Source organism: Novosphingobium sp. FKTRR1 (assembly GCF_020404405.1).
GTDB lineage: Bacteria > Pseudomonadota > Alphaproteobacteria > Sphingomonadales > Sphingomonadaceae > Novosphingobium.
The window spans coordinates 38,512-62,398 of the sequence record NZ_JAIZDA010000019.1 but is presented as its reverse complement, the minus strand read 5'-3'; the positions used below and the strand labels follow the sequence as shown (position 1 = coordinate 62,398).

At 59.9% G+C, this 23,887-nt stretch carries 24 protein-coding genes; 23 read left to right on the top strand and 1 reads right to left on the bottom strand.

Going from position 1 to position 23,887, the window contains the following annotated elements:
* Positions 1-9: 9 nt before the first annotated feature.
* The 12 genes from LDN95_RS16745 (at position 10) to LDN95_RS16690 (ending at position 10,922) form a co-directional block, all read left to right on the top strand.
* On the top strand, positions 10-453 hold the full coding sequence (locus LDN95_RS16745; protein WP_226018719.1) for an SRPBCC family protein: 444 nt from the start codon (positions 10-12) through the stop codon (positions 451-453).
* Between the two features lie 10 nt (positions 454-463).
* Positions 464-1,579, top strand: coding sequence for an ecdysteroid 22-kinase family protein (locus LDN95_RS16740; RefSeq protein ID WP_226018718.1), 1,116 nt, complete (start codon positions 464-466; stop codon positions 1,577-1,579).
* Between the two features lie 28 nt (positions 1,580-1,607).
* Positions 1,608-2,522 (top strand): SDR family NAD(P)-dependent oxidoreductase, encoded by a 915-nt coding sequence (locus LDN95_RS16735; RefSeq protein WP_226018717.1) that lies wholly within the window; start codon positions 1,608-1,610, stop codon positions 2,520-2,522.
* Positions 2,519-2,920: a heme-binding protein gene (locus LDN95_RS16730; RefSeq protein WP_226018716.1), complete on the top strand. Its 402-nt coding sequence runs from the start codon at positions 2,519-2,521 to the stop codon at positions 2,918-2,920. The genes LDN95_RS16735 and LDN95_RS16730 overlap by 4 nt, the downstream gene beginning before the upstream one ends.
* A gap of 133 nt (positions 2,921-3,053) precedes the next feature.
* Positions 3,054-4,310, top strand: coding sequence for a cytochrome P450 (locus LDN95_RS16725; protein WP_226018715.1), 1,257 nt, complete (start codon positions 3,054-3,056; stop codon positions 4,308-4,310).
* Positions 4,310-5,419, top strand: a complete 1,110-nt coding sequence (locus LDN95_RS16720; protein WP_226018714.1) for a Gfo/Idh/MocA family protein — start codon at positions 4,310-4,312, stop codon at positions 5,417-5,419. The genes LDN95_RS16725 and LDN95_RS16720 overlap by 1 nt, the downstream gene beginning before the upstream one ends.
* Positions 5,416-6,054 carry a nuclear transport factor 2 family protein gene (locus LDN95_RS16715; RefSeq protein WP_226018713.1) on the top strand — a complete coding sequence of 213 codons (639 nt, stop codon included), beginning with the start codon at positions 5,416-5,418 and terminating at the stop codon, positions 6,052-6,054. Before LDN95_RS16720 ends, LDN95_RS16715 begins: the two co-directional genes overlap by 4 nt.
* Positions 6,051-7,283, top strand: coding sequence for a CaiB/BaiF CoA-transferase family protein (locus LDN95_RS16710; protein ID WP_124810784.1), 1,233 nt, complete (start codon positions 6,051-6,053; stop codon positions 7,281-7,283). The genes LDN95_RS16715 and LDN95_RS16710 overlap by 4 nt, the downstream gene beginning before the upstream one ends.
* On the top strand, positions 7,280-8,200 hold the full coding sequence (locus tag LDN95_RS16705; protein ID WP_124810785.1) for a hydroxymethylglutaryl-CoA lyase: 921 nt from the start codon (positions 7,280-7,282) through the stop codon (positions 8,198-8,200). The genes LDN95_RS16710 and LDN95_RS16705 overlap by 4 nt, the downstream gene beginning before the upstream one ends.
* On the top strand, positions 8,197-9,603 hold the full coding sequence (leuC, locus tag LDN95_RS16700; RefSeq protein ID WP_124810786.1) for a 3-isopropylmalate dehydratase large subunit: 1,407 nt from the start codon (positions 8,197-8,199) through the stop codon (positions 9,601-9,603). The genes LDN95_RS16705 and leuC overlap by 4 nt, the downstream gene beginning before the upstream one ends.
* Positions 9,603-10,238 carry a 3-isopropylmalate dehydratase small subunit gene (gene leuD / locus LDN95_RS16695; protein WP_226018712.1) on the top strand — a complete coding sequence of 212 codons (636 nt, stop codon included), beginning with the start codon at positions 9,603-9,605 and terminating at the stop codon, positions 10,236-10,238. The genes leuC and leuD overlap by 1 nt, the downstream gene beginning before the upstream one ends.
* 75 nt (positions 10,239-10,313) lie before the next feature.
* Positions 10,314-10,922 (top strand): VOC family protein, encoded by a 609-nt coding sequence (locus LDN95_RS16690; protein ID WP_226018711.1) that lies wholly within the window; start codon positions 10,314-10,316, stop codon positions 10,920-10,922.
* Positions 10,923-10,988: 66 nt separating this feature from the next.
* Here LDN95_RS16690 and LDN95_RS16685 read toward each other — a convergent pair whose 3' ends face one another.
* On the bottom strand, positions 10,989-11,939 hold the full coding sequence (locus tag LDN95_RS16685; protein WP_226018710.1) for a helix-turn-helix transcriptional regulator: 951 nt from the start codon (positions 11,937-11,939) through the stop codon (positions 10,989-10,991).
* A gap of 76 nt (positions 11,940-12,015) precedes the next feature.
* Here LDN95_RS16685 and LDN95_RS16680 point away from each other — a divergent pair, with 76 nt between their 5' ends.
* The 11 genes from LDN95_RS16680 (at position 12,016) to LDN95_RS16630 (ending at position 23,872) form a co-directional block, all read left to right on the top strand.
* The gene (locus LDN95_RS16680; RefSeq protein WP_226018709.1) at positions 12,016-13,182 is read left to right on the top strand and encodes an alpha/beta hydrolase; all 1,167 of its coding nucleotides are present in this window, start codon (positions 12,016-12,018) and stop codon (positions 13,180-13,182) included.
* A gap of 38 nt (positions 13,183-13,220) precedes the next feature.
* On the top strand, positions 13,221-14,390 hold the full coding sequence (locus tag LDN95_RS16675; protein ID WP_226018708.1) for an acetyl-CoA acetyltransferase: 1,170 nt from the start codon (positions 13,221-13,223) through the stop codon (positions 14,388-14,390).
* Positions 14,391-14,436: 46 nt separating this feature from the next.
* Positions 14,437-15,213 carry an SDR family NAD(P)-dependent oxidoreductase gene (locus LDN95_RS16670; RefSeq protein WP_124810791.1) on the top strand — a complete coding sequence of 259 codons (777 nt, stop codon included), beginning with the start codon at positions 14,437-14,439 and terminating at the stop codon, positions 15,211-15,213.
* Between the two features lie 137 nt (positions 15,214-15,350).
* The gene (locus LDN95_RS16665) at positions 15,351-16,655 is read left to right on the top strand and encodes a cytochrome P450 (RefSeq protein ID WP_124810792.1); all 1,305 of its coding nucleotides are present in this window, start codon (positions 15,351-15,353) and stop codon (positions 16,653-16,655) included.
* Entirely contained in the window at positions 16,652-16,984 is a 333-nt protein-coding gene (locus tag LDN95_RS16660) for a non-heme iron oxygenase ferredoxin subunit (protein ID WP_190287359.1), read from the top strand. Before LDN95_RS16665 ends, LDN95_RS16660 begins: the two co-directional genes overlap by 4 nt.
* Positions 16,985-17,021: 37 nt before the next feature.
* Complete coding sequence (locus LDN95_RS16655; protein WP_226018707.1) at positions 17,022-18,746, top strand: flavodoxin domain-containing protein; 1,725 nt, start codon at positions 17,022-17,024, stop codon at positions 18,744-18,746.
* A 62-nt stretch (positions 18,747-18,808) separates the two neighbouring features.
* Positions 18,809-19,657, top strand: a complete 849-nt coding sequence (locus LDN95_RS16650; RefSeq protein WP_226018706.1) for a TauD/TfdA family dioxygenase — start codon at positions 18,809-18,811, stop codon at positions 19,655-19,657.
* Between the two features lie 34 nt (positions 19,658-19,691).
* The gene (locus LDN95_RS16645) at positions 19,692-20,459 is read left to right on the top strand and encodes a glucose 1-dehydrogenase (RefSeq protein ID WP_226018705.1); all 768 of its coding nucleotides are present in this window, start codon (positions 19,692-19,694) and stop codon (positions 20,457-20,459) included.
* A gap of 40 nt (positions 20,460-20,499) precedes the next feature.
* Complete coding sequence (locus tag LDN95_RS16640) at positions 20,500-21,366, top strand: enoyl-CoA hydratase/isomerase family protein (protein WP_124810796.1); 867 nt, start codon at positions 20,500-20,502, stop codon at positions 21,364-21,366.
* Positions 21,367-21,454: 88 nt separating this feature from the next.
* Positions 21,455-22,339: an enoyl-CoA hydratase gene (locus LDN95_RS16635; RefSeq protein ID WP_226018704.1), complete on the top strand. Its 885-nt coding sequence runs from the start codon at positions 21,455-21,457 to the stop codon at positions 22,337-22,339.
* A gap of 30 nt (positions 22,340-22,369) precedes the next feature.
* Positions 22,370-23,872, top strand: a complete 1,503-nt coding sequence (locus tag LDN95_RS16630; protein WP_124810798.1) for an AMP-binding protein — start codon at positions 22,370-22,372, stop codon at positions 23,870-23,872.
* Positions 23,873-23,887 lie beyond the last annotated feature (15 nt).

Genomic DNA, 23,887 nt, shown 5'->3' with positions numbered 1-23,887 from the left:
ATAGGAGCAATGCCAACGGTTCGCGCACGTCGGATCATAAATGCACCCGTTGCCGAACTTTGGCAGGCGATCCGTGACTTCGGCGCGCACTCCCGATGGATTGAGCATCACCCCGAAATAGCGCTCGAAGGCGGCGACGGACTGACGATCGGTGTAAAGCGGCGCGTTACTTATAGTGACGGCTCTTTTTTCGATGAAGTTCTTACCAGTATGGACGACCGGAACTGGGTACAGGAATATGACGTCATCGGGGATCTGCCTCTACCCGTCTATAATGTCGTCGGGGCCACGCAACTCTATCCCATCGACATCACGGGGCCGACTCTGGTCGAGCGCAGGCTGACATACGATACGCCGCTGCCACAAGCGGAGGCCTATGCCTTCGAAGCCAGCCGCTTCACGCTGCTATCCGGAAGCCTTGATATTCTCGCTGCGCTTTTCGAACAGCCCTGAGGAGTCCGTGATGCAGATCCCGCCATCTCCCTATGATCTTAGCCCCGCTCTTTTGACGGATATTGTCGGCCAGGTGGTGCCCGGAGCCGCGGTCGATTCCGTTACGATCATAAAATCCCATGAATATGGCGACGGCGATGTCTCAACCTCCGCGCGCGCAACCGCGAGGCTCGACTATTCCGCGCAAGCTCCCGCGGACTTACCCAGGGATGTCATTCTGAAGCTGTCGTTCGATCCGCGCAAGAAAGGGACCGATGCCTGGTATTGCCAGCTGGACGGACTCTTCGCGAACGAGGTCAACTTCTACAACCGGATACGGCCGAGTCTTGCCATCGAGGCGCCCGCTTCGCTCGGCGGACATTTCGACCCGGAATCCAAACGCTACCTGCTGATCATGGAGGACGTGACGAGCCGCGGCGCCACCTTCCCAAGCAATCTCGACGAAGTGGGCGTCGAGAATGTGAAGCATATCCTTGATGCCATTGCCAAGGTTCATGCGCTCTACTGGAAAAGCGACCGCTTCGCGGGAGACTTGGCCTGGGTGGAAACCCATCTGAGCGGCGGCGTCGAGAACCACATGCGCAGTGTCATCCCCCAGGAGGGGATACGCAGCCAACTCGAACTTCACAAATTCAAGCGGGAACTCCTGGAACGCTTGGGCACCACCGAGCGGGAGCTGTTCGCAGGCATGTGTGCCAACAAGCGGCACCAGGCAGCGTTGCCACAGACCCTCCTGCACGGCGACCTGCACATCGGAAATACCTACCGCATGCCCGATTTGAGCGTGGGGCTGCACGATTGGCAGCTCTGCGTGAGAGGTTTCGCGCTCCACGATGTGACATACATCATCAATACGGCCCTATCGATCGCTGAGCGACGCGAGCATGAGCGGGCATTGCTCGACTACTACCGTGACAAGCTGATCGAGTTTGGTGTCGGTTCGCCGCCCACTTCCGACGTGCTCTGGACCGAACATCGCCGGGCGGCGCTCTGGACATTATATATCGGTTGGCTGACCTGCCCGCCCGAAAGCTACGGCTGGGAGACGATGGCACTCGCTCTGCTCAGGGTCTCCACCGCGGTCGAAGATCACCGCACGCTCTCTCTCGTTCGAGAAACGCTGTGACGCCCGAGACAGCCAGGGGCATTCCGCGATGACCGAGCTTACTGCTCTCGTGATCGGCGGCAATGGAGGCATGGGCCTTTCCGTCACCCGGGCGCTGCTCACCTCGGGATATAAGGTTGGCGCCACGGTTTCGAGCGCCGACACCCTCTTTGCCTTCACGAAAGCATGTCCCGACTGTGCAGCGGTCGAAGTTGCCGATCTGGCCCGGTCCGAGGACCTCAAAACGCCCGTTGAACGGCTTATCCATAATCTGGGATCGCTGAACGCGGTCATCATATGCGCGGCCGTGGCCCCTTTCGCTCCGGCCGAAACAACATCGCTCGACGTCTTTCGCCGTACGATGGAAATCAATTGTCTCTCCAACCTCGCCGTCTACCAGGCGTGCCTCCCGGCCCTTCGGCGGACCAAGGGCCGGATCATATTGACAGGGTCGTGGTCGGGCGTAGTCGCCACGCCCATGATGGCGAGCTATGTCGCTTCAAAATTCGCGCTTGAGGGTATGGTCGACGTCATGCGCCAGGAGGCCGGCGCGTGGGGCGTCGAGGTCGTTCTTGTGCAGCCCGGCGCGCTCGACACGCAGATGATGCGACGCAGCCAGGCATCGCTCGCAAAGGTGATCGCCGAACTGCCTGGGGACGAGGCTGCGTTGTACGGTCGGCTTTACCGGCAGATGAAATACAGAGCGGACGAAGGGCTGGCAGCCCAGAAATATACTTCGCCCGACATCGTCGCTTCCATCGTCGTTCACGCCTTGAAGGCGGAAAAGCCGGAGACACGCTATCCGGTAGGCAGCGATGCGGAATTTATGTGTGATATGGCCGGTTCCCGAACGGACAGGGAAATCGACGCTTTCATACTCGACATGTATCGGACAGCGCCGCCCGAGATAGATGAGCAATCAGCGGATGCGGGCGCAATGGCGCCGAGCGAGGAAGGCTCATGATTTCACAGCCATGCCTCGCCGTTTCCGAGATCGATCGCATCATGGAAGCAGCGCGCATCGTCGCGCTAGCGGATGGGTTCGCGGTAACGATCTGCATCGTCGATGACGGCGGCCATCTTTTGCGCTTGGATCGGCTTGAGGGAGCGCCTCTCGTTTCGCTGCGCGTGGCTGAGGGCAAAGCGCGCACGGCCGTCGAGTTGAATATGTCCACCGCGTCACTTGAGCAGGCCGTCAGCGCTATGCCGTCCATGATCGCGATCGCCGGCTTGCATCCTTTTCGTGGCGGCATACCACTTTACCATGACGGATACTGTGTCGGCGCGATCGGCGTATCCGGCGCACTGCCAGACCAGGATGAGCATATCGCACTGAGCGGCGCGCATGTGCTTACGGCCTGATCGCCACCGCTGTCCCGGTGCTCGGTGACAGGCCACGGGCGGCTCGTCTGCTAGCACGAATCCAGCAAACTTTTGAATGCCGCCTTGGGCGACTTCGCAAGAGAGTCGGAGCCGGGGGCAGTGGAGCGGGAATATGGAAATCACGGAAGACGACCTGGGAACCTACGCCTCGGGCGAAGTGCAGCGCTGCCCTTTCCCGTTCCTTAATCGGCTGCTTGAAGAAGCCCCCGTCTATCGTGATCCCGGCACCGGGATGTACATTGTCAGCCGGTACGACGACATTCACTACGTCAACAGCCATCCGGAAATCTTTTCCAGCAAAACGCCTATCATGATTAACCGGCAGACGTCGGTGTCGGAGGAGGTTGCGAAGCGCTACCGTGAACGCGGTTGGCCCGAGGAGCATGTGCTCGCATTTGCCGATCCGCCGGAACATGGTTTGCACCGCGCGCTGGTCGATAAGGTCTTTACGCCCAGCTATGTCAAAAAGCTGGAGCCTTACGCGCTAAAGCTGGTGGATGAGCTGATCGACGGCTTCATCGAGCACGGCGAAACCGATCTCGGATCAGGGTTCGCCGTCCACCTGCCAATGTACATCATTTCCGATCAGCTCGGCGTGGCGCGCGAAGATTATGAGCAGTTCAAGGTCTGGTCGACGGCCTGGGTCGATCGCAATGATCCGAATTGCCCTCCTGATCGCGAGCTCATGCTGACCGATCGGATGATCGATATGCAGAACTATCTCGCCGCCCGAGCGCGCGAGTATGAAGCCGCGCCCAACGACAATATGTTGAGCCGGCTCGTCCATGCGGAGGTCAATGGCGAAAAGCTGACGATGGGTCAGCTTTTGATGATCGCGCAGCTCATCCTTGTCGCGGGCAACGAGACCACGACGACCGGCATTACAAGTGCTATGTACATGATCCTGAGCGATCCGGTGTTGAAGGCGCGCCTGCTCGGCGATCCCACAATGATCCCGGCAGTGATCGAGGAAATGCTGCGCGCACATGCGCCCGTCCCGCATCAATATCGCTACACGACGCAGGACACCGAACTGCAGGGCGTAGCGATCCCGAAGGAATCCGTGGTTCAGGTCAGCTACCTCGCCGGGAATTACGATAAGGCCAAATGGGAGTGCCCGGAAAAGATCGACATCGATCGCAAGGGCGTTCGCAACCACCTCGCGTTCGGCCGGGGCATCCACTTCTGTGTCGGCAATCAGCTTGCGCGCATGGAAATGCGCGTCGCGATAACCCGGCTGCTGGAACGACTGCAGAACATCCAAATCTCGGATAAGCATCCGGCGCCAAAGTTCATGGAGCACTTTCAGATCCATGCTCTGGAAAGCCTCAACGTGACTTTCACACCCGGATTGCGGATTGCCGGTTAATGCCCGCAACAAGCACACCGCTCGGCGTCGGCATTGTCGGATTGAGCGCCAAGGGGGGCTGGGCCGCTACATCTCATCTCGAGGCGCTCCGTGCCATGCCGGATCGGTTTGTTATCAAAGGGCTGTCCGCATCGACGCCGGACAGCGCCAGGGCGGCCCGGGAGGCTTATGGCATCGGCTTTGCCACCGCCGACCCTGCCGAACTCGTCGCCAGAGCGGAAGTGGACCTGGTGGTTGTTACCGTCAAGGTGCCGCACCATGCGGAGTTGGTCGCCCACGCTCTCGGGCGTGGCAAAGCCGTCTATTGCGAATGGCCACTCGGGAAGGGCGTGGATGAGGCCTGCGCGATGTCGGCCGGCGCGCAGGCGCGGGGCGTTTCGGCATTCGCCGGCTTGCAGGGAAGGAGCGCACCGGCCCTTCGATATCTGCGCGATCTGATCCGGCAAGGCTATGTCGGCGAGGTGATTTCGTCCAATGTCATCGGCTCGGGCGGCTTCCCTTGGGGCGGTGCCAGCATGGCAAACATGGCTTATGTGCTCGACTATACCACGGGCGCCACGATGCTGAGCATCCCCTTCGGTCATATGATCGATGTGTTTACCTGGGTTCTCGGCGACTTCTCCCGTCTGCATGCGAGTTTGGCGACGGGCCATCGCTCGGTCGAACTCATTGATGGCGACGGTACAGTCGAGGCGACCGCTCCGGATCAGGTTGTCGTTGGCGGTACCCTTGATGGTGGCGCGATCGTCGCGCTTCAGTATCGTGGAGGAGATGCCCCAACATGCGGTTTCCGCTGGGAGATCAACGGTCGTGGAGGTGATCTGATCGTTGAAGGCGACTCCGGTCACCTTCAATATGGCCATGTGCGGATTCAGGGGCGCCGGGGCGGCGAACCTCTAGGCCCCCTGTCCGTTCCGGCAGAATTCCGCCTCGTTGGGACCGACCCGTCGGGATATTCCGATGCGGTCGCGCATGCCTACCGCGCAGTCCACGAGGATCTCGCCACGGGCTCCTCGACCGCTCCCACCTTTGCCGACGCCGTCCAAACACACCGTCTGCTCGATCGCATCGAACGTGCGGCAGACTGGAACCGGAGAAGCAGCCAATGATGACGCTTGAAGAGATGCAGGAGAAGCTGACCTATCTTATGGATCGGCAGGAGATCCTGGATGTCGTGAACCGCTACTGCCGAGGCGTCGACCGCCTCGATAAGGAGATGGTGCTGTCGGCCTATCATGAGGATGCGATCGACGATCACAGTATGTTTGTGGGATCGCCGGATGAGTTCTGGACCTGGGTTAGCAAGATGCACTCGGAAAACCATAGTGCGACCCAGCATATGATCGGTAATCACCTCGCCTGGATCGACGGCGACGTCGCTCATTGCGAGACCTACCTGTCCTATTCCGGAATGAACAAGACTGGCGCCCCGTTCAGCGCCATTGGCGGTCGTTACATTGATCGCATGGAAAAACGGGATGGCAAATGGGGCATCGTTGCCCGCGAATATATCGTTGACTGGGTTGCGCCCTCTATCAACACGATCGAAGGCTCGAAAACGGCTGAGGGCGGTCCGAATTACGACTGCCTGCAACCGTTCGAGTTCAAGGTGGCTGAAACTGCCCCGCAGCCTAGCCGCAACGAACTCGACCCCTCTTATCGGCGGCCCCTCAACGTCGATCCGGCGCGGGTGAGCAACTACAAGCAGTTGAGCGGCGCCGCGAAAGACGTGGTGGACGCATGAGTTATGAGCAGGAGGGCGCGGGTGGCGTGCTGTCGGGCATCCGAGTGCTGGAAATCGGCCATTTCGTAGCCGCGCCTTTCTGTACGCGCTTGCTTGGGGATCTGGGCGCCGAAATCATCAAGATCGAGCCGCCTCAAGGTGATCCCGTGCGGCAATGGGGCGCCCAGGTGGACGGACGTTCCTTATGGTGGTCGGTTCACGGACGCAACAAACGCAGCGTCGCGCTCGACCTCAAAGCGCCGGCGGGCCGGGATGTCCTGCTCGACCTCGTCGAGCATTGCGACGTCGTGGTGGAGAATTTTCGTCCGGGCCAGCTCGCCAAGATGGGACTGGCGCCAGAAGTGCTGCGACAGCGACAGCCGAACCTGATCGTCGCCCATATCTCGGGCTATGGCCAAAGTGGACCGGGACGTAATCAGGCCGCCTTTGGTGTGATCGGTGAGGCGATTGGAGGCATCCGGCACCTGACCAACCATCCGCCGGGGACCTACGATCTTCCTCCTGTCCGCGTAGGCGTCAGTGTCGGAGATTCGTTGGCGGGATTGTACGCCGCCTTCGGCATCGTCTCGGCCCTTTGGCGCAGGGAGAGATTTGGCTCCAATCTGCGCTTCCAGACTGTCGACGTCGCTCTGACAGAGAGTGTGCTCAGCCTGATGGAAGGCATGCTTCCCGAGTTCGGTGCGTTGGGCAAAGTCAAGCAGCCGACGGGAGGAGCAATTGCCACTGCCGCCCCGTCAAATGCCTATCCGACCTCCGATGGGCAGTGGATTCTTATAGCCGCCAACTCTGAGCCGCTTTTCGTCAAATTGCTCGGTCTCATGGCCCGAACTGACCTGCTTGACGATCCGCGCTTCCAAGGGAACGCCCAGCGCGTTCAATACGCGCGCGAGCTTGATGCGTTGATAGAGCATTGGAGCCGTTGTCATCCCGCGGAGGCTCTCTCGAAGATGCTTGCCGATGCGGATATCCCCGCTTCGAAAGTATACACGGCCGAGGATATTGCGCGCGACCCTCAATATCGTGCACGCGGTATGGTACGCGAAGTCAACGATCCCCTGCTCGGCACCGTCCTTCATCCGGGTATCGTGCCCCATTTCCCGGACGGTGCCGGCCAGGTGCGCAACACCGGGCCCGACATCGGCGCCGATAGCCGTTCCATTGCAAGGGAATTGCTCGGCTATGATGAGTCCCGCCTTCTCGAACTCGAGCGTGCTGGAGTGTTGAAATGAGCGCCGCGTCTGTATCGATCGTAGAGGTCGGACCCAGGGATGGCTTCCAGCCGATCAACCAGTTCATTCCGACCGAGCAGAAGGCGGGCTTGATCGACCTGCTTTACGATGCCGGGATTCGGCGAATGGAAGCGACGGCGTTTGTCAGCCCACGGGCGGTCCCACAAATGGCGGATGCGCCTGAATTGCTGGCCTATTGTGCGACCAAGCCTGGGCTGGACGTACAAGTCCTCGTACCAAGTCAGCGCCAGGCCGAACGCGCGCTTGCGGCGGACGCACGGCATCTTGCCTTTGTTCTTTCTGTCTCCCCCAAGCATAATCGAAGCAACGTGCTAAGGACGCCGCGAGAGTCGGTAGAGGATTTTCGCGCCATCGTGGCACTGCTTCCTGAAGGCACGCGAATTCGTCTGAACCTCGCGACATCGTTCGATTGCCCATTCGACGGTCCCGTCAATCCGGTAGCGACCCTGGATCTTATCGAGGCTCTCGCTGCGGTGTCAGCCGGGGCCGAATTCTGCCTGTGCGATACTACCGGTCGCATCACCCCCGACAAGGTCGGCGATCTGTTTCAGGTGGCAAGGCAACACTTCCCACAAATCCGTCAATGGGCTTTTCATGGTCATGATACCTATGGCCTCGGCGTCGCAAACGCGCTCGCCGCCTTTAATGCCGGTGTGGCTGTGATCGACTCATCCTTTGGCGGCCTTGGCGGTTGTCCGTTCGCCCCGGGCGCTACGGGAAATGTCGCGACCGAGGATTTGGTCTGGACCTTCGGCAAGATGGGCATCTCTACAGGGATCGATCTTTCCCGGCTGCTGGAGGCAGCAGGCAGCGCCGCAACGCTGCCTGGCGCGTGTGTGGGAGGGCGGGTTCGAGATGCGTTGACCGCGCAAGCGCGGCGGGAGGAGACGGCATGACGGGCAAGCCACGCACGCTGTTCGAGAAGATTTGGGATGCTCACGCGATCCTCGAACTCGATGATGGGTCATGGCTTCTTCAGATCGACCGTCATCTGGTGAATGAGGTCACCAGTCCGCAGGCGTTCGAAGGGTTGCGCATTGCGCGCAGACGGCTACCGCACCCCGAGCTGACGATCGCGGTCGCAGATCATAATGTTCCGACGGAAGATCGTGATCGGCCGATCAGCGATGCCGACAGCAGAATCCAGGTCGAGACCCTCGAACGCAACGTGGCTGAATTCGGGGTTCCCTATGTTCCTCTGCGCAGCGAGGCGCAGGGCATCGTGCATGTCATTGGCCCGGAACTCGGCCTGACGCTTCCCGGAATGACGATCGTCTGCGGGGATAGTCACACCTCAACCCATGGCGCCTTTGGCGCCTTGGCCTTCGGCATCGGGACGTCGGAGGTAGAGCATGTCCTTGCAACCCAGACCTTGCGGCAAAAGCCGGCACGCACGCTACGCGTGCAGGTCGAGAAGACTCTTCCGACCGGTGTAACAGCGAAGGATCTGATCCTTCATATCATCGGGAAGCTGGGGACCGCCGGTGGAAACGGTCATGTCATCGAATATGCCGGCGAGGCGATCACGGATCTCGACATGGCGGGAAGGATGACGGTCTGCAACATGTCGATCGAGGCCGGCGCGCGTGCGGGTCTGATTGCCCCAGACAGCAAGACTTTTGCTTATCTGAAAGACAGGCCCGGTGGTCCGACGGGGGCGGCTTACGAGCGGGCGATCGATCGCTGGCGCTGCCTATGTTCTGATCCTGGGGCGAAATTTGACCGCGAGATCGTCGTGGATGCCAGGGAGGTCGTTCCGATGGTGACATGGGGAACCAGTCCGGAAGCGGTGATCCGCGTCGACGAGACGATACCCCTGGTGGAGGCCTTGCCTTCTCAGCGTCAGGATCAGGCGCGCGCCATGCTGGATTATATGGGCCTGCGGCAGGGGCAAGCGATCATGGGTGTGCCGATTGATGTCGTCTTCATCGGCAGCTGCACGAATGGCCGGATCGAGGACTTACGTAGTGCCGCAGCGATTGCTGCGGGTCGTCATGTTGCTAACGGTGTACGTGCGCTCGTTGTGCCCGGTTCAGGCAGTGTGAAGCGTCAAGCAGAAGAGGAAGGTCTTGCCGACATATTCCGCAATGCCGGATTTGAATGGCGGGAAGCGGGCTGTTCGATGTGCCTGGGCATGAACCCGGATCGCTTGTCGCCCGGACAACGCTGCGCCTCGACTTCCAATCGCAATTTCGAGGGACGTCAGGGGCCTGGCGGTAGGACTCACCTTATGTCGCCGGCTATGGCGGCAGCGGCGGCGGTCGCCGGCGCGATTGTCGATGTCAGGACCTATTCGTGATGCGGAAATTCACTGATCTCGAGGCAATCGCCGCGCCCCTGCCGCTGGACAACATCGATACCGACAAGATTCTGCCGGGCGAATTTCTCAAGACGGTCAGCCGAGCCGGCCTTGGAGGCGCACTGTTCGCGCGGATGCGGTATCGTGGCGATGGTGCTGAAAATCCGGCATTTATTCTCAATCAGGATCCTTGGCGAAAGGCCGGCATTTTGGTTGCAGGTAGCAATTTCGGCTGCGGCTCAAGTCGAGAGCATGCGCCTTGGGCACTAATCGATTTCGGCATCAGCGCGATCATCGCAAAAAGCTTTGCGGACATCTTTTACAATAACTGCTTCAAGAACGGTATCCTGCCGATCGTCCTTGATCCCGAGGACCATGAATTCCTTCAGGTTTTGGTCGGTAGCTCCACCACCGCCTTCGTAAAGATCGACCTGGTTCGCCAGCGGATAGAGTGCGCGTTGGGCCATGCTTTCACCTTCGATATCGACGAAGGCCGTAAGGCGGCGCTTCTGAAGGGGAGAGATGAGATAGGCGAAACGCTGCACCACTGGGATCAGATTGAAGAGTGGAGGCTGCGGAACAGCTCAGGCGAGTCGATACCTGCGATCGTTCTCAACGGGGGGCTCGCGTGTTAGTCCCGCAAATTGGGGACAGCGGCTAGCGGAGCAGTTTGGTACTAAGGGGCTATTCCCATTCAGAGAGGATTTCGCATGGTTATGACTGCCGATACGGTGGTTGCGGACTCGATGGTACGGCTCACTCCGCTCATGCTTAACCATGCAGCCTGGGTGACCCATGATGTCGAGGCAACGGCCAACTTCTACATGAACGTGATGGGCATGGAACTGGCCAGCACCGTAATTGACGACACGATTCCCTCGACCGGCGATCCTTTCCCGTATTTTCACATTTTCTTCCGGATGAAGGATGGATCGACGATCGCCTTCTTCGAGGCGCCCGGTCTTCCGCCGCGTCCTGACGTATCTCACCCCGCCTATGACATATTCGATCATATTGCCCTGCAGGCGGAGACGCGGGATGAGGTCGATCAGTGGCATCAATGGCTCACGGACAAGGGGATAGACGTCGTCGGCCCTACTGACCACGGCGGATTGATCTACAGCATCTATTTCCGCGATCCCAACGGCATCCGTCTGGAGATCACCTACCCGACCGATCCTGAGTGGAATCGTCATTCGGCCAAGGGCCATGCCGATCTGACGATGTGGAACGAAGGCAAGAAGCGTGCTGTCGCGACGGGACGCGACGTCAGCGAAGCGATGACGGAACTTATCGCCGCCCGTCGTCACAAGCGCTGATTTCGACGCTCACACCCCACAAGCCGCAGTTATGCCGGCGCCCCACCATAGGGCGCCGGCATTTTGCTATCGAGCAGATGTTATCTTCTCCGGCTTCCAAGGCAGTTGGGCGGGCTCGCGGGTGGCGCGATCCTGCCAATGGCTCCAAAGGTCCAGATACCAGAGCAGCAATTCGCGCTGTGTGGCGATATCGAGCCGATGATAGGTGCGTTTCCGGTAGGTCATCACTGTTTCTTCGCTGATACTGAGCTCGAGCGAAATTCCGACGGAAGACATCCCATAAATGATCCTGCTGCAGACCTCTGCCTCCCGCCGCGGCAGTGACGAAGCACACGCTGCTATGCACGACTCGATTTCCTCGAGCGACGTGAGGGCCACTGAAACATTGGGGCCGTCCCATGTGATACTGATGTGCTTGGCCAGAAGGGCGAAGATCGTTCCCGCGATCGACTGGACACCGTTGATGTCGGAGGTGGTGAACGGCCCTGCATGCGAGGACCGCAACACACTCAGCCCCACGATATCATCGCCCCAGCGGGAGCAAATCAGGAGCCGATCGCTGATATCCGACTGACCATACACGATGTCGCGCAACACGTCGTCGGTGAGGTGCGCGATGTCGGTACGGACGAATGCCTCATCCTCGGAGGTCAGCCGGAGCTTGGCTTCCGTAAGCGTAGGATCCCGGCGCCAGAGGCCTTCCTTGAGATAGACGCCGACCTGACGATGGGCGGTATCCGAACCGTCCATGCTTGCCGCCGTCACTTCGATGAGGTTGTCGGCCGTCAGGTGGAAAACCGTGGCATGCTCGGCCCCGCACGTATCATTGAGCAGCGTCAGCAACCGCACGCCGAACTGCTTCTGTCCGATCGACATGATCAGCGCTGGAAAATTGGCAGCGAGCTTGTGAAGCGCCGATTCCGGCAAGGCGGTCCAAAAAGGCATGGTCTCTCCATGGAGCCAAGCCGATTTTTGCCAATTCGTCCCGCGCAACAGGGACACGAGCGCGCGTGGCATCCTGCTACAGTCTAGCAATCGACGCACGGAATCACAAGGGCGAAGGGTCGCCAAAGCGGGGAGGCACGGTTTTTGCATGTCGGATGACATAACGTTTGAATGGGTTCACATTCATTACGATGAGACGCAGAGCTTCACGGAGACCTATGGTTTCGCGGGCAACCAAGGCGCCGTAAACCTTGAGGGCGTCCTCATCCGCCCCGCCAGGGTTCCAAGCGAAACCCTTCAAATCTACATGCACCCGGCTTCGACCCTGCAGCTTCTGCCCGTGCCACGGGAGGCCGCCCGTCGCGGCGCGCACGTCCTATGCGCCGGCAGCCGCTACGCGCGCAACGACACCGCCTGCATCCTGGAGAACGTCCTCCTCGATCTGGGCGCCTATATTCGCCACGCCAAATCCGTGTGGGGTTATAAGCATGTGGTTCTGGTGGGCTGGAGCGGCGGAGGATCGCTGTCGCTGTTCTACCAGTCGCAGGCCGAGGGGCCAACGATCACCCACACACCCGCCGGCGACCCCCTCGATCTGACAAGAGCTGGCCTTATTCCCGCTGACGCGGTCGTATTTCAGGCTGCGCACAGCTCGCGGGCCAAACTCCTGCTCGACATCATCGATCCGTCGGTCATCGACGAGCGCGATCCTGATGTGCGGGACCTGGCGCTTGATATCTATGCGGGGCCCGCGCAGCCGCCCTATTCTACGGCATTCATCGATCACTATCGTGCTGCACAATTGGCGCGCGTGCGCCGAATTACGAGCTGGGTGAAGGACACGCTCGAACGGCTGCGGGCAGTGGGCGGCGCGGAAAAGGAGCGAGGATTCGTAACGCATCGCACGCTTGCTGATCCCCGTTTCCTCGATGCGGCCCTCGATCCAAATGATCGCCCGATCGGCCGGTGCTATCTTGGGGTCCCAGAGACTGTGAACAGCGGCCCGGTGGGCCTAGCGCGCTTCTCTACCTTGCGTGCCTGGCTGTCTCAATGGTCGATCGATGACACCAACGCGGAAGGTGCCGCAACCGCTGCCCGGATTTCCGCGCCCCTTCTCTTTATCGAGAACACCGCTGATGACGCCGTACCCCAATATCATTGCAGGTCAGTCTACGAGGCCGCCGCCACGAGCGACAAGCAGCATGTCGTGATCGACGGAGCGACTCATTATTACGTCGGGCAGCCCGAACATCTAGAGCGCGCAACTTCAATCACCGAAGATTGGCTCGCCGAGCGAAAGCTTCTGGGGCGCTGATACGTGCGAATTTTGTCAATTTCATTTGGAGTGCCAATGTGACTGCGTCGATCATAGGCTGGGGCCATACCCCGTTCGGGAAGCAACCTGAAGAAACCGTCGAAACGTTGGTCGTTGCGGCGGCAAACGAAGCGTTGGCCCATGCCGGCGTCAGCGCCGAAGATGTGGATTCAATCGTTCTTGGCCATTTCAACGCCGGATTCTCAAAGCAAAATCTAACTTCCGCGCTGGTGCTCCAGGCCAATCCGCAGCTACGATTCAAGCCGGCCGTGCGAACGGAGAATGCGTGTGCCTCCGGGTCGGCCGCAGTTTTCCAAGGCGTCAATGCCATCGAAGCCCGGCGTGCCAGCATAGTGCTCGTGGTTGGCGTCGAAAAAATGACCGACTCCGCATCTCCCCAGATCGCCGAGAATTTGCTTCGCGCATCCTACCTTGCCGAGGAAGGCGAAACCGAAGGTGGGTTCGCCGGTATCTTCGGCAAGATCGCGCAATCTTATTTTCAGAAATATGGCGACCAGAGCGACGCCTTGGCGAGGATTGCGGCGAAGAACCACAGAAATGGTGTGAGTAATCCCTGGGCGCAGATGCGCAAGGATCTTGGCTATGAATTCTGTCGTACCGAGAGCGAACGCAATCCCTTCGTCGCCGGACCACTTAAGCGAACCGACTGTTCCCTTGTCTCAGATGGTGCTGCTGCAATCGTCTTGGCCGCACCGGATATAGTTGCCGAGGCACAGAGGGCCGTCCGCTTTCGTGGCCGGGGGCATGTGCAGGATTTCCTGCCTATGTCGCGCCGCGACATCACCCGTTTCGAAGGTTGCACGCAAGCCTGGCAGCGGGCCTTTGCGGAGGCGAACATCGCGCTCCATGATCTCTCGCTTGTCGAGACCCATGATTGTTTCACCATCGCCGAGCTAATCGAATATGAGGCCATGGGCCTGGTTCCCAGCGGCGAAGGCGCGCGGGCCGCTTTGGAAGGCTGGACGGAGATCGGCGGACGTTTGCCGGTCAACGCCTCGGGAGGCCTTAAGGCCAAGGGGCACCCGATTGGGGCCACTGGCGTGTCCATGCATGCCCTATGCGCGATGCAATTGTGCGGCGAAGCCCCCGGAGAGATGCAGGTTCCTGGTGCTGAGCTCGCGGGAGTCTTCAACATGGGCGGGGCGGCGGTTGCCAATTACGCCAGCGTGCTCGAGCGCGTGCGCTGACCGCCCGATTTTGCCCCTCAACATAACAAGATTCAGGAGAGACGAGATGACGGCGCGGTTTGATGGCAAGACGGTGCTCATTACGGGCGCGGGAAGCGGCATCGGTCAGGAGAGCGCTCTGGCGTTTGCCGAGGCTGGGGCCGTAGTGGTCGGCATCGATCGCTCGCCAGATGGCTTGGCCCGAACCGCGGACATTCTCCGCGCCATCGGCGCTCGTTTCGAGGCAATAGAGGCCGACGTTGCAAACGAGGACTCGGTGTCGGCTGCCATCGAGACGGCAAAGATCGTCACCGGTCGGATCGATTGTGCCTTCAATAATGCGGGCATTACCCAATCGTCGACGCTCGCGGCCGATCTCACACTTGAGGAATGGGACCGGGTGATGCGAATCAACGTCACCGGCGTCTGGCTTTGCATGCGTGCCGAAATCAAACTCATGCAGGCTCAAGGCGGAGGAACGATCACGAACACGGCGTCGTTCCTCAGCCATCACAGTATGCCGATGCAGACCGCCTATGCTGCAAGCAAGGCTGCTGTCGTGGGCCTCACGAAGAATGCCGCGATCGAGTACGCGACCGCTGGCATTCGGATCAACGCGGTCGCACCTGGCGGCATTCCCACAGGTATGATGGCACAGAGCTTGTCGGGCCTCGAACGTGAACAGGCGGACGCCGCGCGGCATGCCATTGCCGAGATGCATCCCATGAAGCGGCTCGGCCAGCCCCGCGAAATCGCGCAGGCCGTGATGTTCTTGAGTTCCAACGAAGCAGAATTTGTGACCGGAGTGTGCCTCCCGATCGATGGTGGCTGGTCCGCACTATAGCGGGATCGGATGCCGTCTCCGATTAGTCCCCAGCATCGGTGACATACACGGCGGCGCGCTCGCCCTAGTTTCCTCCATGAAAGTTTCAAGCGGTGGATGCGTCGGCCAAGAGCCCCGCGCTTGCCCAATGGGAGAGTATGAAAATGGACACCGCGCCACAGGCACCGCAGTCCAAGTGTCCGGTTTCGCGTGTGACGATCGACACGCTTGATACCATGCAGACAGTCCTTCGCTCCAAGGCGGTCGAGGAAAATGCCGACGTGTCGGCCGACAATTATATTTGCCCGAGCGCCCTTGCCGAAATCAACGTCCGCGAATTTCAGCAAGGCAACCTCGCCATGAGCAATGGCGACGTCCATCGTCAAAGAAGGCGCCTGCTCAATTCGTTGGTACGGCCCGAACAACTCGTGCGCTTTCGCGAGGATATAATTCTTCCGTCGGTCGATCGGTGGATGGGTCGCGCGGTCAAGCGCAACGAGGAAGGAGCGTTCGGGTGCGACCTGGCTGGGGTGGTCGAGCTCATTTTCCTGGAGTTCGCGGCAAAGATCATCGGCATAGAAGGGGTCGAGTCTGAAGAAGGGATGGCCCGCCTTCGCGGGTGCGCCCTGCCGATTTTCGGCGGCCTTAGCGCGGCGCATTTCGAAGATCGTGAAGCTGTCACGACCGCCGGGATCGAAGCCAAGAAGGTCTTCGTCGAGGAGTTTTATCGACCGTCACTGGAGCACACGCGTCGACAGCTGCAAAGACTGGCGGCGGGCGAACTGACAGAAGACGACGTGCCGCTCAATCTTCTGCAGATGATCGCGACACAGGCCCATGAAACCTACGCTGATGAGGATGTCGGCATCAAGGAGGCTATCCTCTTCTTCGTCGCAACAACTGGGACCAGTGTTCAGGCGGTGCTCTCTACCGTCGAGTATCTGCTCGACTGGTTCGAAAAATATCCGGCCGATCGGGCCTGCATCGAAGACATGGAATTCGTCAGCAACGCGCTACAGGAGGCCTTGCGCCTGCGTGCCCCTTTCGTTCCGTTCCTCACCCGCTTGGCGGTCGACGACCTCGATGCCGGTGATGTCCAGCTGAAGGCTGGTGACGAAGTCCAAGCATGGGTAGCGCGAGCCGGCCGAGATCGCGCTATCTTTGGCGAGGATGCCAATGAATTCAATCCGCGGCGCGAGATCCCCGAAGGTATCAGCAGGTATGGCCTCGCCTTTGCAACCGGCGCCCATCAATGCCTCGGCTTGCGTGCAGTGCTCGGCAACGACGGCAAGAGCGGCAGCCATCTGAAGCTCGTCCAGGGTTTGTTCCGTGCAGGGATCAGGCGCGATCCCAAGCTTCAGGCACAGACCTTGCCGCTCAAGGCCTCCGACGACCCAAGGGACCAGATCCCCACGTACATCTCCTTCCCCGTCATTCTCGACAACTGGAGCGCGCGCGCATGAACAAGGTGGAAATCCTCAAAGTCAGTGACCTTCCGTCCGGCGAGATGCGCAAGGTTGAAGTCGGCCATCGCACGCTCTGCGTCGCGCACATCGAGAATCACGGATTCCGGGCGATCGATGATCGATGCACGCATGAGGATGAGTCTCTGAGCGAGGGCTGGATCTGCGGAGACAGCGTCGAGTGTCCCGCGCACAGTTCCCGTTTCAGCTTCCTGACGGGCGAGGTGACCGGCGTGCCGGCATGGATCCCCGTCAAGGTCTATGACGTCGAGGTCGAGAACGACACGATTTATGTGACGTTCGACGATGTCGAGGCGGCGTCCGCGTGATCCGCAGGGGCGACCTTTCAGTAGGAGGGCACCCGAGGTGACGCTCAGCGAAAGCACTTTCGAGCCGCAGCGAGGTCAAGGCGACACTCTTGGGGAGTCCCATGTTGCGTATGCCAATGGCGGGCAGAGCAGCGTTGGCAATGTGCCCTCGGGCCATGTGACGATATTGTTCGCGACTGAGACCGGGGCCAGCGAGGAGGTCGCGAATGCTCTCGGCAAGGCCATCGACCAGAACGGGCTGACGTCGCGCGTCATGGATATGGCCGACGCGGACATCTCCGAGCTGGGGGAGACGGAAATCGCCCTGTTCGTCGCCAGCACGACAGGTGATGGTGATGCGCCTTACGCCGCGGAAAGTTTCTTTGCTGCGCTCGGCGCCGCTGAAGCCGGATCACTCGGACATCTGCGCTATGCCGTGCTGGCTCTCGGCGATTCGACTTATGAGCACTTCTGCGCAGCGGGGCGTCGTCTGGACACTTCCCTCGCGGCGCTGGGCGCAAAACGGATTTTGGACCGGATAGATTGCGACATCGACTATGAGGAACCGGCTGCCGAGTGGCGCGCGGCGATTCTCCAAGCGATCTTGCAGAAGCCTGTGGCGTTGCAGGATGCTCTCGGCCCCAGCGGGCCGGCGGCAGCGCGACGCGAAAAATATCGGCTGATCGAAGGCGTCGTGGTCGACAGCCGCGTTCTGACGGGTCCAGGCTCCAGCAAGGCGACGCGGCACCTGGCTCTGGAGCTGCCTGAGCTGGCGGACGCGGCTTATGAACCCGGCGATGCCCTTGGCGTCATCGTCGAGAACGATCCGGCGCTGGTCGATGCGGTCCTTGAAGCGGGCGGGCTCGATGCCAAAGCAATCGTTACGCTCAAGGGGGAGTCCCTTCCACTTGATGAAGCGCTTCGCCTCTATCTGGACATCGCCGCAGTGACACCCCGCTTTCTGGAGGCCTGGGGCGCAGCATCGCACAATGACATGCTCGCCGGCGTCGCGCTCGCTCCCGACGCGGGCGAACGAACCGCGCTAATGCGCAACCATCATATTGTCGATATCATGCGGAGATATCCTGCCGCTCCTCTCGACGCTCAGATCTTTGTCGAAATGCTTCGGCCTTTGCAGCCCCGGCTCTATTCGATTGCGTCCAGCCTCAAGGCGTCGCCTCGGCAAGTGCATTTGACGATAGCGCCTGTATCCTATTCCCTTTGGGGTGAGCAGCGCCGTGGCGTCGCAACCGGGCAGCTTTGCGAACGGACCCCGATCGGCTCTCGGCTTCAGGTCTATGTGCATTCCAACGCGCATTTCCGGCTGCCGGCGGCGGGCGTTCCCATCATCATGATCGGAGCTGGCACCGGTGTCGCCCCCTATCTTGGCTTTCTACAGGAACGCGCCGCGCAGGGTGACGGTGGCCGGGCCTGGCTTTTCTTTGGCGAGCGCAATCGCTCCACGGATTTCCTGTACGAGGAAGAGCTGAATGCGTTTCTTCGATCGGGCGTCCTGACGCGGCTCGATACGGCTTTCTCCCGCGACGAGACGAACAAGGTCTACGTTCAGCACCGGCTGCTGGAGCAAACCGGCGAACTCTGCCGGTGGATCGCCGAAGGGGCTCACATCTTTGTCTGCGGCGATGCCGCGAACATGGCGCCGGACGTTCATCGTGCCCTGCTCTCCGTCATACAAACCGGCATGGGGCTTACCGGGTCAGCGGCCGAGACATTCCTTGGAACATTGCAGAGTGAGGGTCGGTACCAGCGGGATGTGTACTGAACTGTAACGAGGAGGCGGACGATCAAGTCCGCCGGCGGATGCTTTAGTATTTGGAGGTTGTGATGTCTGTTCAATCGACAACAAGGATTACAAAGATTCAACCGTTCGGCGTCGAGGTGGATCTCGACCTTCGGGACGAGAAGAACGACGACGAGGTCGCTCGCCTGTTTAAGGAATATGGCTATCTCGTCTTCCGCGAGCAGGAGCTGACGCAGGAACAGCAGAAACGGGTTATGTCCAAGCTGGGACCCGTCTTGGAAGATTTTACCACCGTCGGCTATGTCTCGAACACGCGCAAGGATGGTCTTCTGGGTGACTCCGAAGTGTCGTTCCACCTGGATTTCCTGTACACGCCGGTACCGCTTCTGGGCATTTCCCTCCACGGCATCGAAGTGCCGTATGAGGAAACCTGGACGCGATTTGCAAGCGGCCGACTGGCGCTCGAGGCGCTTTCGCCGGCGACCAGAGAACGCCTGCGCGGTCTCAAGGGCCTTAACCTCTTTTCGGCCAGCGAAGAAGGGTTGACCGGCCGTCAGCGTATTGAGGGCTATCCCGAAAATGCTCCCCGAGCCGAACACCCCCTCATTCATCTTGATCCGATCACGGGCCAGGAGGTGCTCTACGCGACCCAGCAGAACACGGCCCTCGTCCTCGGTCTGAGCGAAGCCGAGAGCGAAGACTTGCTCGCCGAACTGCATGCGCACCTCTACGCGGACTCGAACATCTACGAGCATCGCTGGCGCAACGGAGACATCGTGATCTGGGCGAATCAGGCCTATCATCATGCTCGCGGTGGGCTGATCCCGGGCAAAACCCGTACCCTCCAGCGTGTTTGCATCACCGACGGTGTGGCGGAAGACTATCGGCCGCCCATCCCTGACGATCGCCTGCCCGCGCACATGCGCAAGTGAGGCGTCTCTGGCGTCGGTGATGAGGAGCACACACGTGAATGTTATAAATTGGATCGGCCGGGTTGCCCTCATTACCGGAGCCGGCAGCGGGATTGGTCGGTCTACCGCACAGGAATTTGCGGCGCTGGGAGCGAAGGTGGCTATCCTCGACCGTGATGAGGGTGCCGGGAGCGAAACCCTGGAGGCCATTGTCAGAGCTGGCGGCGAGGCGATCTTCTTGCCAACCGACGTTACCAGCGAGGATTCGGTTGCTGCTTCGGTGGCCGAAACTGTCGGCCGGTTCGGTCGCTTGGACGCGGCTTACAACAACGCCGGAATATCGCCGGACACCGGGGCTACCGCGGACTGCTCGCGAGAGCTTTGGGATCAGATATTCGCTGTGAACGTGACCGGCGTGTGGCTTTGCATGAAGCATGAAATCGAAGCCATGCTCAAAACCGGCGGTGGCGCGATCATGAACACGGGTTCCGTGTCATCGCTTCGCGCAGCGCCGCAACTGCCTGCATATGTGGCAAGTAAGCATGCCTTGATCGGCCTGACCAAGGTTACGGCACTCGAATATGCCAGGCAAAACATCCGGGTGAACATCATATGTCCCGGTGTCATAGAAACACCGATGCTCGCAAAGAAAGCCGCCGAGGGCTTCTTCAGTATCGATCAATATGTCCAGTCGTCTGTGCCGATGAACAGGCCAGGCCGTCCTGACGAAATCGCATCGGCCGTCATATGGGCATGTTCCGAAGCAGCCTCTTACCTGACTGGAGCGACACTTTCAGTCGATGGCGGAATGGTTATCGCCTGAAAAATTCGATCAGAAATTTCAATTTTATGGAGAAGATGTGATGAGCAAGCGTCCCGAATATTTCGACAAGTACAAGACTCTCAAGTTCGATCGGTCTGACGATGGTGTTCTTGTCGTACGGTGGCATAGCAATGATGGACCGGTGCTCTACGGCGCGGAACATCACTCCGAATGGGCTCCGGCTTTCACCGACATCGGTGGGGATCGCGGCAACCGCGTCGTCGTATTCACCGGCACGGGCGACGTCTTTATCGACCGCCATGGCGAGTGGGGCGTGCCCATCAAGACTCCCAGCAATTTCGACGTGCCCGCTTGGGGCGAGAAGATGATGTTCCGCCGGCTGTTCGAAATCGAAGCGCCCGTGATTTGCGCCTGCAACGGCCCGGCGCTGATCCACGGCGAACTGATGGTATTGGGTGACATCAATCTCGCATCGACGACCGCCGTCTATGCCGACGAGGGTCATTTCACCGCTGGCGAGGTTCCGGGCGATGGTGTCCATATCCTGTGGCAGGAACTCCTCGGGACCAATCGTGGTAAATATTTCCTACTGACAGGCCAACATATCGATGCCCATGAAGCGCTGCGTCTTGGCGTGGTCAACGAGGTTCTGAACCCGGAAGATCTTATGCCCCGCGCCCTGGAGCTTGCCCACCAGATGGCGACCTATGATGATCTCACTCTCCGCTACACGCGGCAGTGTTTCGTGGACCGCTGGAAGCAACTGTTCAACGATCAGGTTGGCGTCGGCTACGGCATGGCATTGCAGGCCCTGTCGCACATGGATCGCGGATGGATGGTCTGGGACAAGAGCAATGAGGGTCAGGAAACCTACTCCAAGCTCCAGCGCCTCTATCCCAAAGACCAGGCGGACGCGGGCGCCGGACGCAAGCGCGACGCCGCCTGACTGATGTCAGAGGCGCTTGAGAAAGGGGGGCAAGCGCCTCGGGCACTGAACCTCCAAAAAGAAAATGATGCGGAAGAGGGCTGCTTCGATGAGCGATAGCCGAGCAAAAGTGTTTGAAACGATACTCGTCGACAAAGTGTCGCCCGAGGTCGTACGGATCGCGCTCAATCGGCCGGATAGCCGCAACGCCCAGAATGCGGCCATGCTTTATGAGCTCAATACGGCTTTCAATGAGGCAGCCCGAGACGACGCGGTCAAGGTGATCATACTTTCCGCACAAGGAAAGCACTTCTCCTCAGGACATGATCTTCGCGTCCCGGATTTCGTCGCGGAAATGGCCCCTTGGGATCCGGTCGGAACTTGGTGCGGCTTCAGCTGCGCGGGAGCAGAAGGGCGCATGGGGATCGAGAAGGAAATGTTCCTGGGGCTCTCAGAGCGCTGGCGCAACATTCCCAAGGTCACGATCGCCCAGGTGCAGGGAAAAGCTATTTCCGGTGGACTGATGCTGATCTGGCCCTGCGATATTATCATTGCGGCCGAAGATGCGGAGTTCGCCGACAATACTGGCGAAATCGGTGTCGCAGGGGCTGAGTTTTTCAATCACCCCTGGGAACTTGGAGTCCGCAAAGCCAAGGAGATGCTGTTTACCAGCGATTTCATCGGTGCGCATGAGGCCCATCGTCTGGGAATGGTAAACCATGTGGTTCCCAACGAGGAACTGCAGAGCTTTACCGAGGCGATGGCGCAAAAGATTGCCAGAAAGCCATCCTTCACGCTGAAGCTGCTCAAGGAAGCGGTCAACGCCGCGCAAGATGCGCAAGGACGCGTGAATGCGATGGGCACGAGTTTCGCGCTGCATCAACTGAGCCATTCGCACAATGAGCAGGTTTTTGGCTTGCCGATCGATCCGACGGGACTGCCGGCAAGCTTGAAGGGCAAAGCGGCCTGGAAGGGCAAGCCCGCATCGGAATGAGCGGGCCACGGATTTTGGAGGATTTTGTCGATGGCCGTCTTTCCACTGGCTGAGATACCGGCACGCGGTGCGGCTCTTCACGGGCATGATGCGTGGGCGATCCGGCACGGCGATGATGTGATAAGCTGGGGGGACTTGGCTGATCGCGCAACGCGGCGAGCCCATGCGCTACGCGCTGCCGGCGTTAAACAGGGCGACCTCGTTACACTGGCGTTGCCGAACGGATCGGCATTTTACGAACTGATGTTCGCGCTATGGACGATCGGGGCCACGCCGCACGTCGTTTCCTATCGACTGCCGCTGGCGGAGCTTCAGGCGATCGTGGCCGTGGCCGCCCCGAAGATGGTGATCGCATCCGATGCTGTGTTGCAGGATGCTTTCGGCGCCAAACCGGCCAATTTCGGTCGGAATCACGCCGAAACCACCCCATTGGAAGCTGTTATCGCCCCTCGATGGAAGGCTATGTCTTCCGGTGGCTCTACAGGACGCCCAAAGATCATCGTGGCCCCCGGGCCCAATACCTTCGATACCGACCGCAGGCCGCCCCTTCGGTTTCCGGATGATGGTCCTATCCTCGCCACCGGCCCGGTCTACCATAACATGCCCGTGACGACGAATATCCAGGCGTTGTCGGAAGGCCATGCCGTCGTCGGGATGACGAAATTCGATCCGGAAGAGGCGCTACGCCTCATCGACACGTTCGGCATCAAATGGACGAGTTTCGTCCCAACGATGATGATGCGGATTTCGCGGCTTCCGAAGGAAGTACGCGGCAAATATGACGTCTCGTCACTGGAGACGGTCTGGCATTGGGCCGCGCCCATGCCGCCAGAACTTAAGCAGGAATGGATCGACTGGCTTGGGCCGGAAAAGATCTGGGAACTCTACGGCGGGACGGAAGGAATCGTCACCACCATCCTGAACGGGGTTGAATGGCTAGCGCATCGCGGCTCGGTCGGACGTCCCCATCTCGACAAGATCAAGGTCGTCGATGAAGCCGGTAGAGAATTGCCGCGCGGTGAAGTGGGAGAGATCTTCGCACTTCCGGCCGGGGGCCGGGGTTCGACATACAGTTACATCGGTGCTGACGCGCGGACGACGGAAGATGGCTTCGAGACCCTTGGCGACTTCGGCTGGATGGACGCAGACGGCTATCTCTACATCGCCGATCGTCGCACCGACATGATCGTGTCGGGAGGCGCCAACATCTTCCCGGCCGAGGTCGAGGGCGCCCTGATGGCGCATCCTGAAGTGGAAGGAGCCGTGGTCATCGGGCTACCGGATGATGACTTCGGCGCCACCACCCACGCCATCGTTCAGCCGATTGTAGAGGCGCAGGGGTCCCTGACCGCCGACGAGCTCCTCGCCTTCCTGCGCGAAAGGCTGGTGGCCTACAAGCTGCCTCGAAGCTTTGAGTTCGTGACCAAGATGCTGCGCGACGACGCGGGCAAGGTTCGGCGACAGCAACTTCGCGAGGAGCGCATCGCTGCTGTGCAGGAAACGAAAACAAACCAGCGGTCCGCGGTAGGCTGAAGGCTGTCTGCCGAT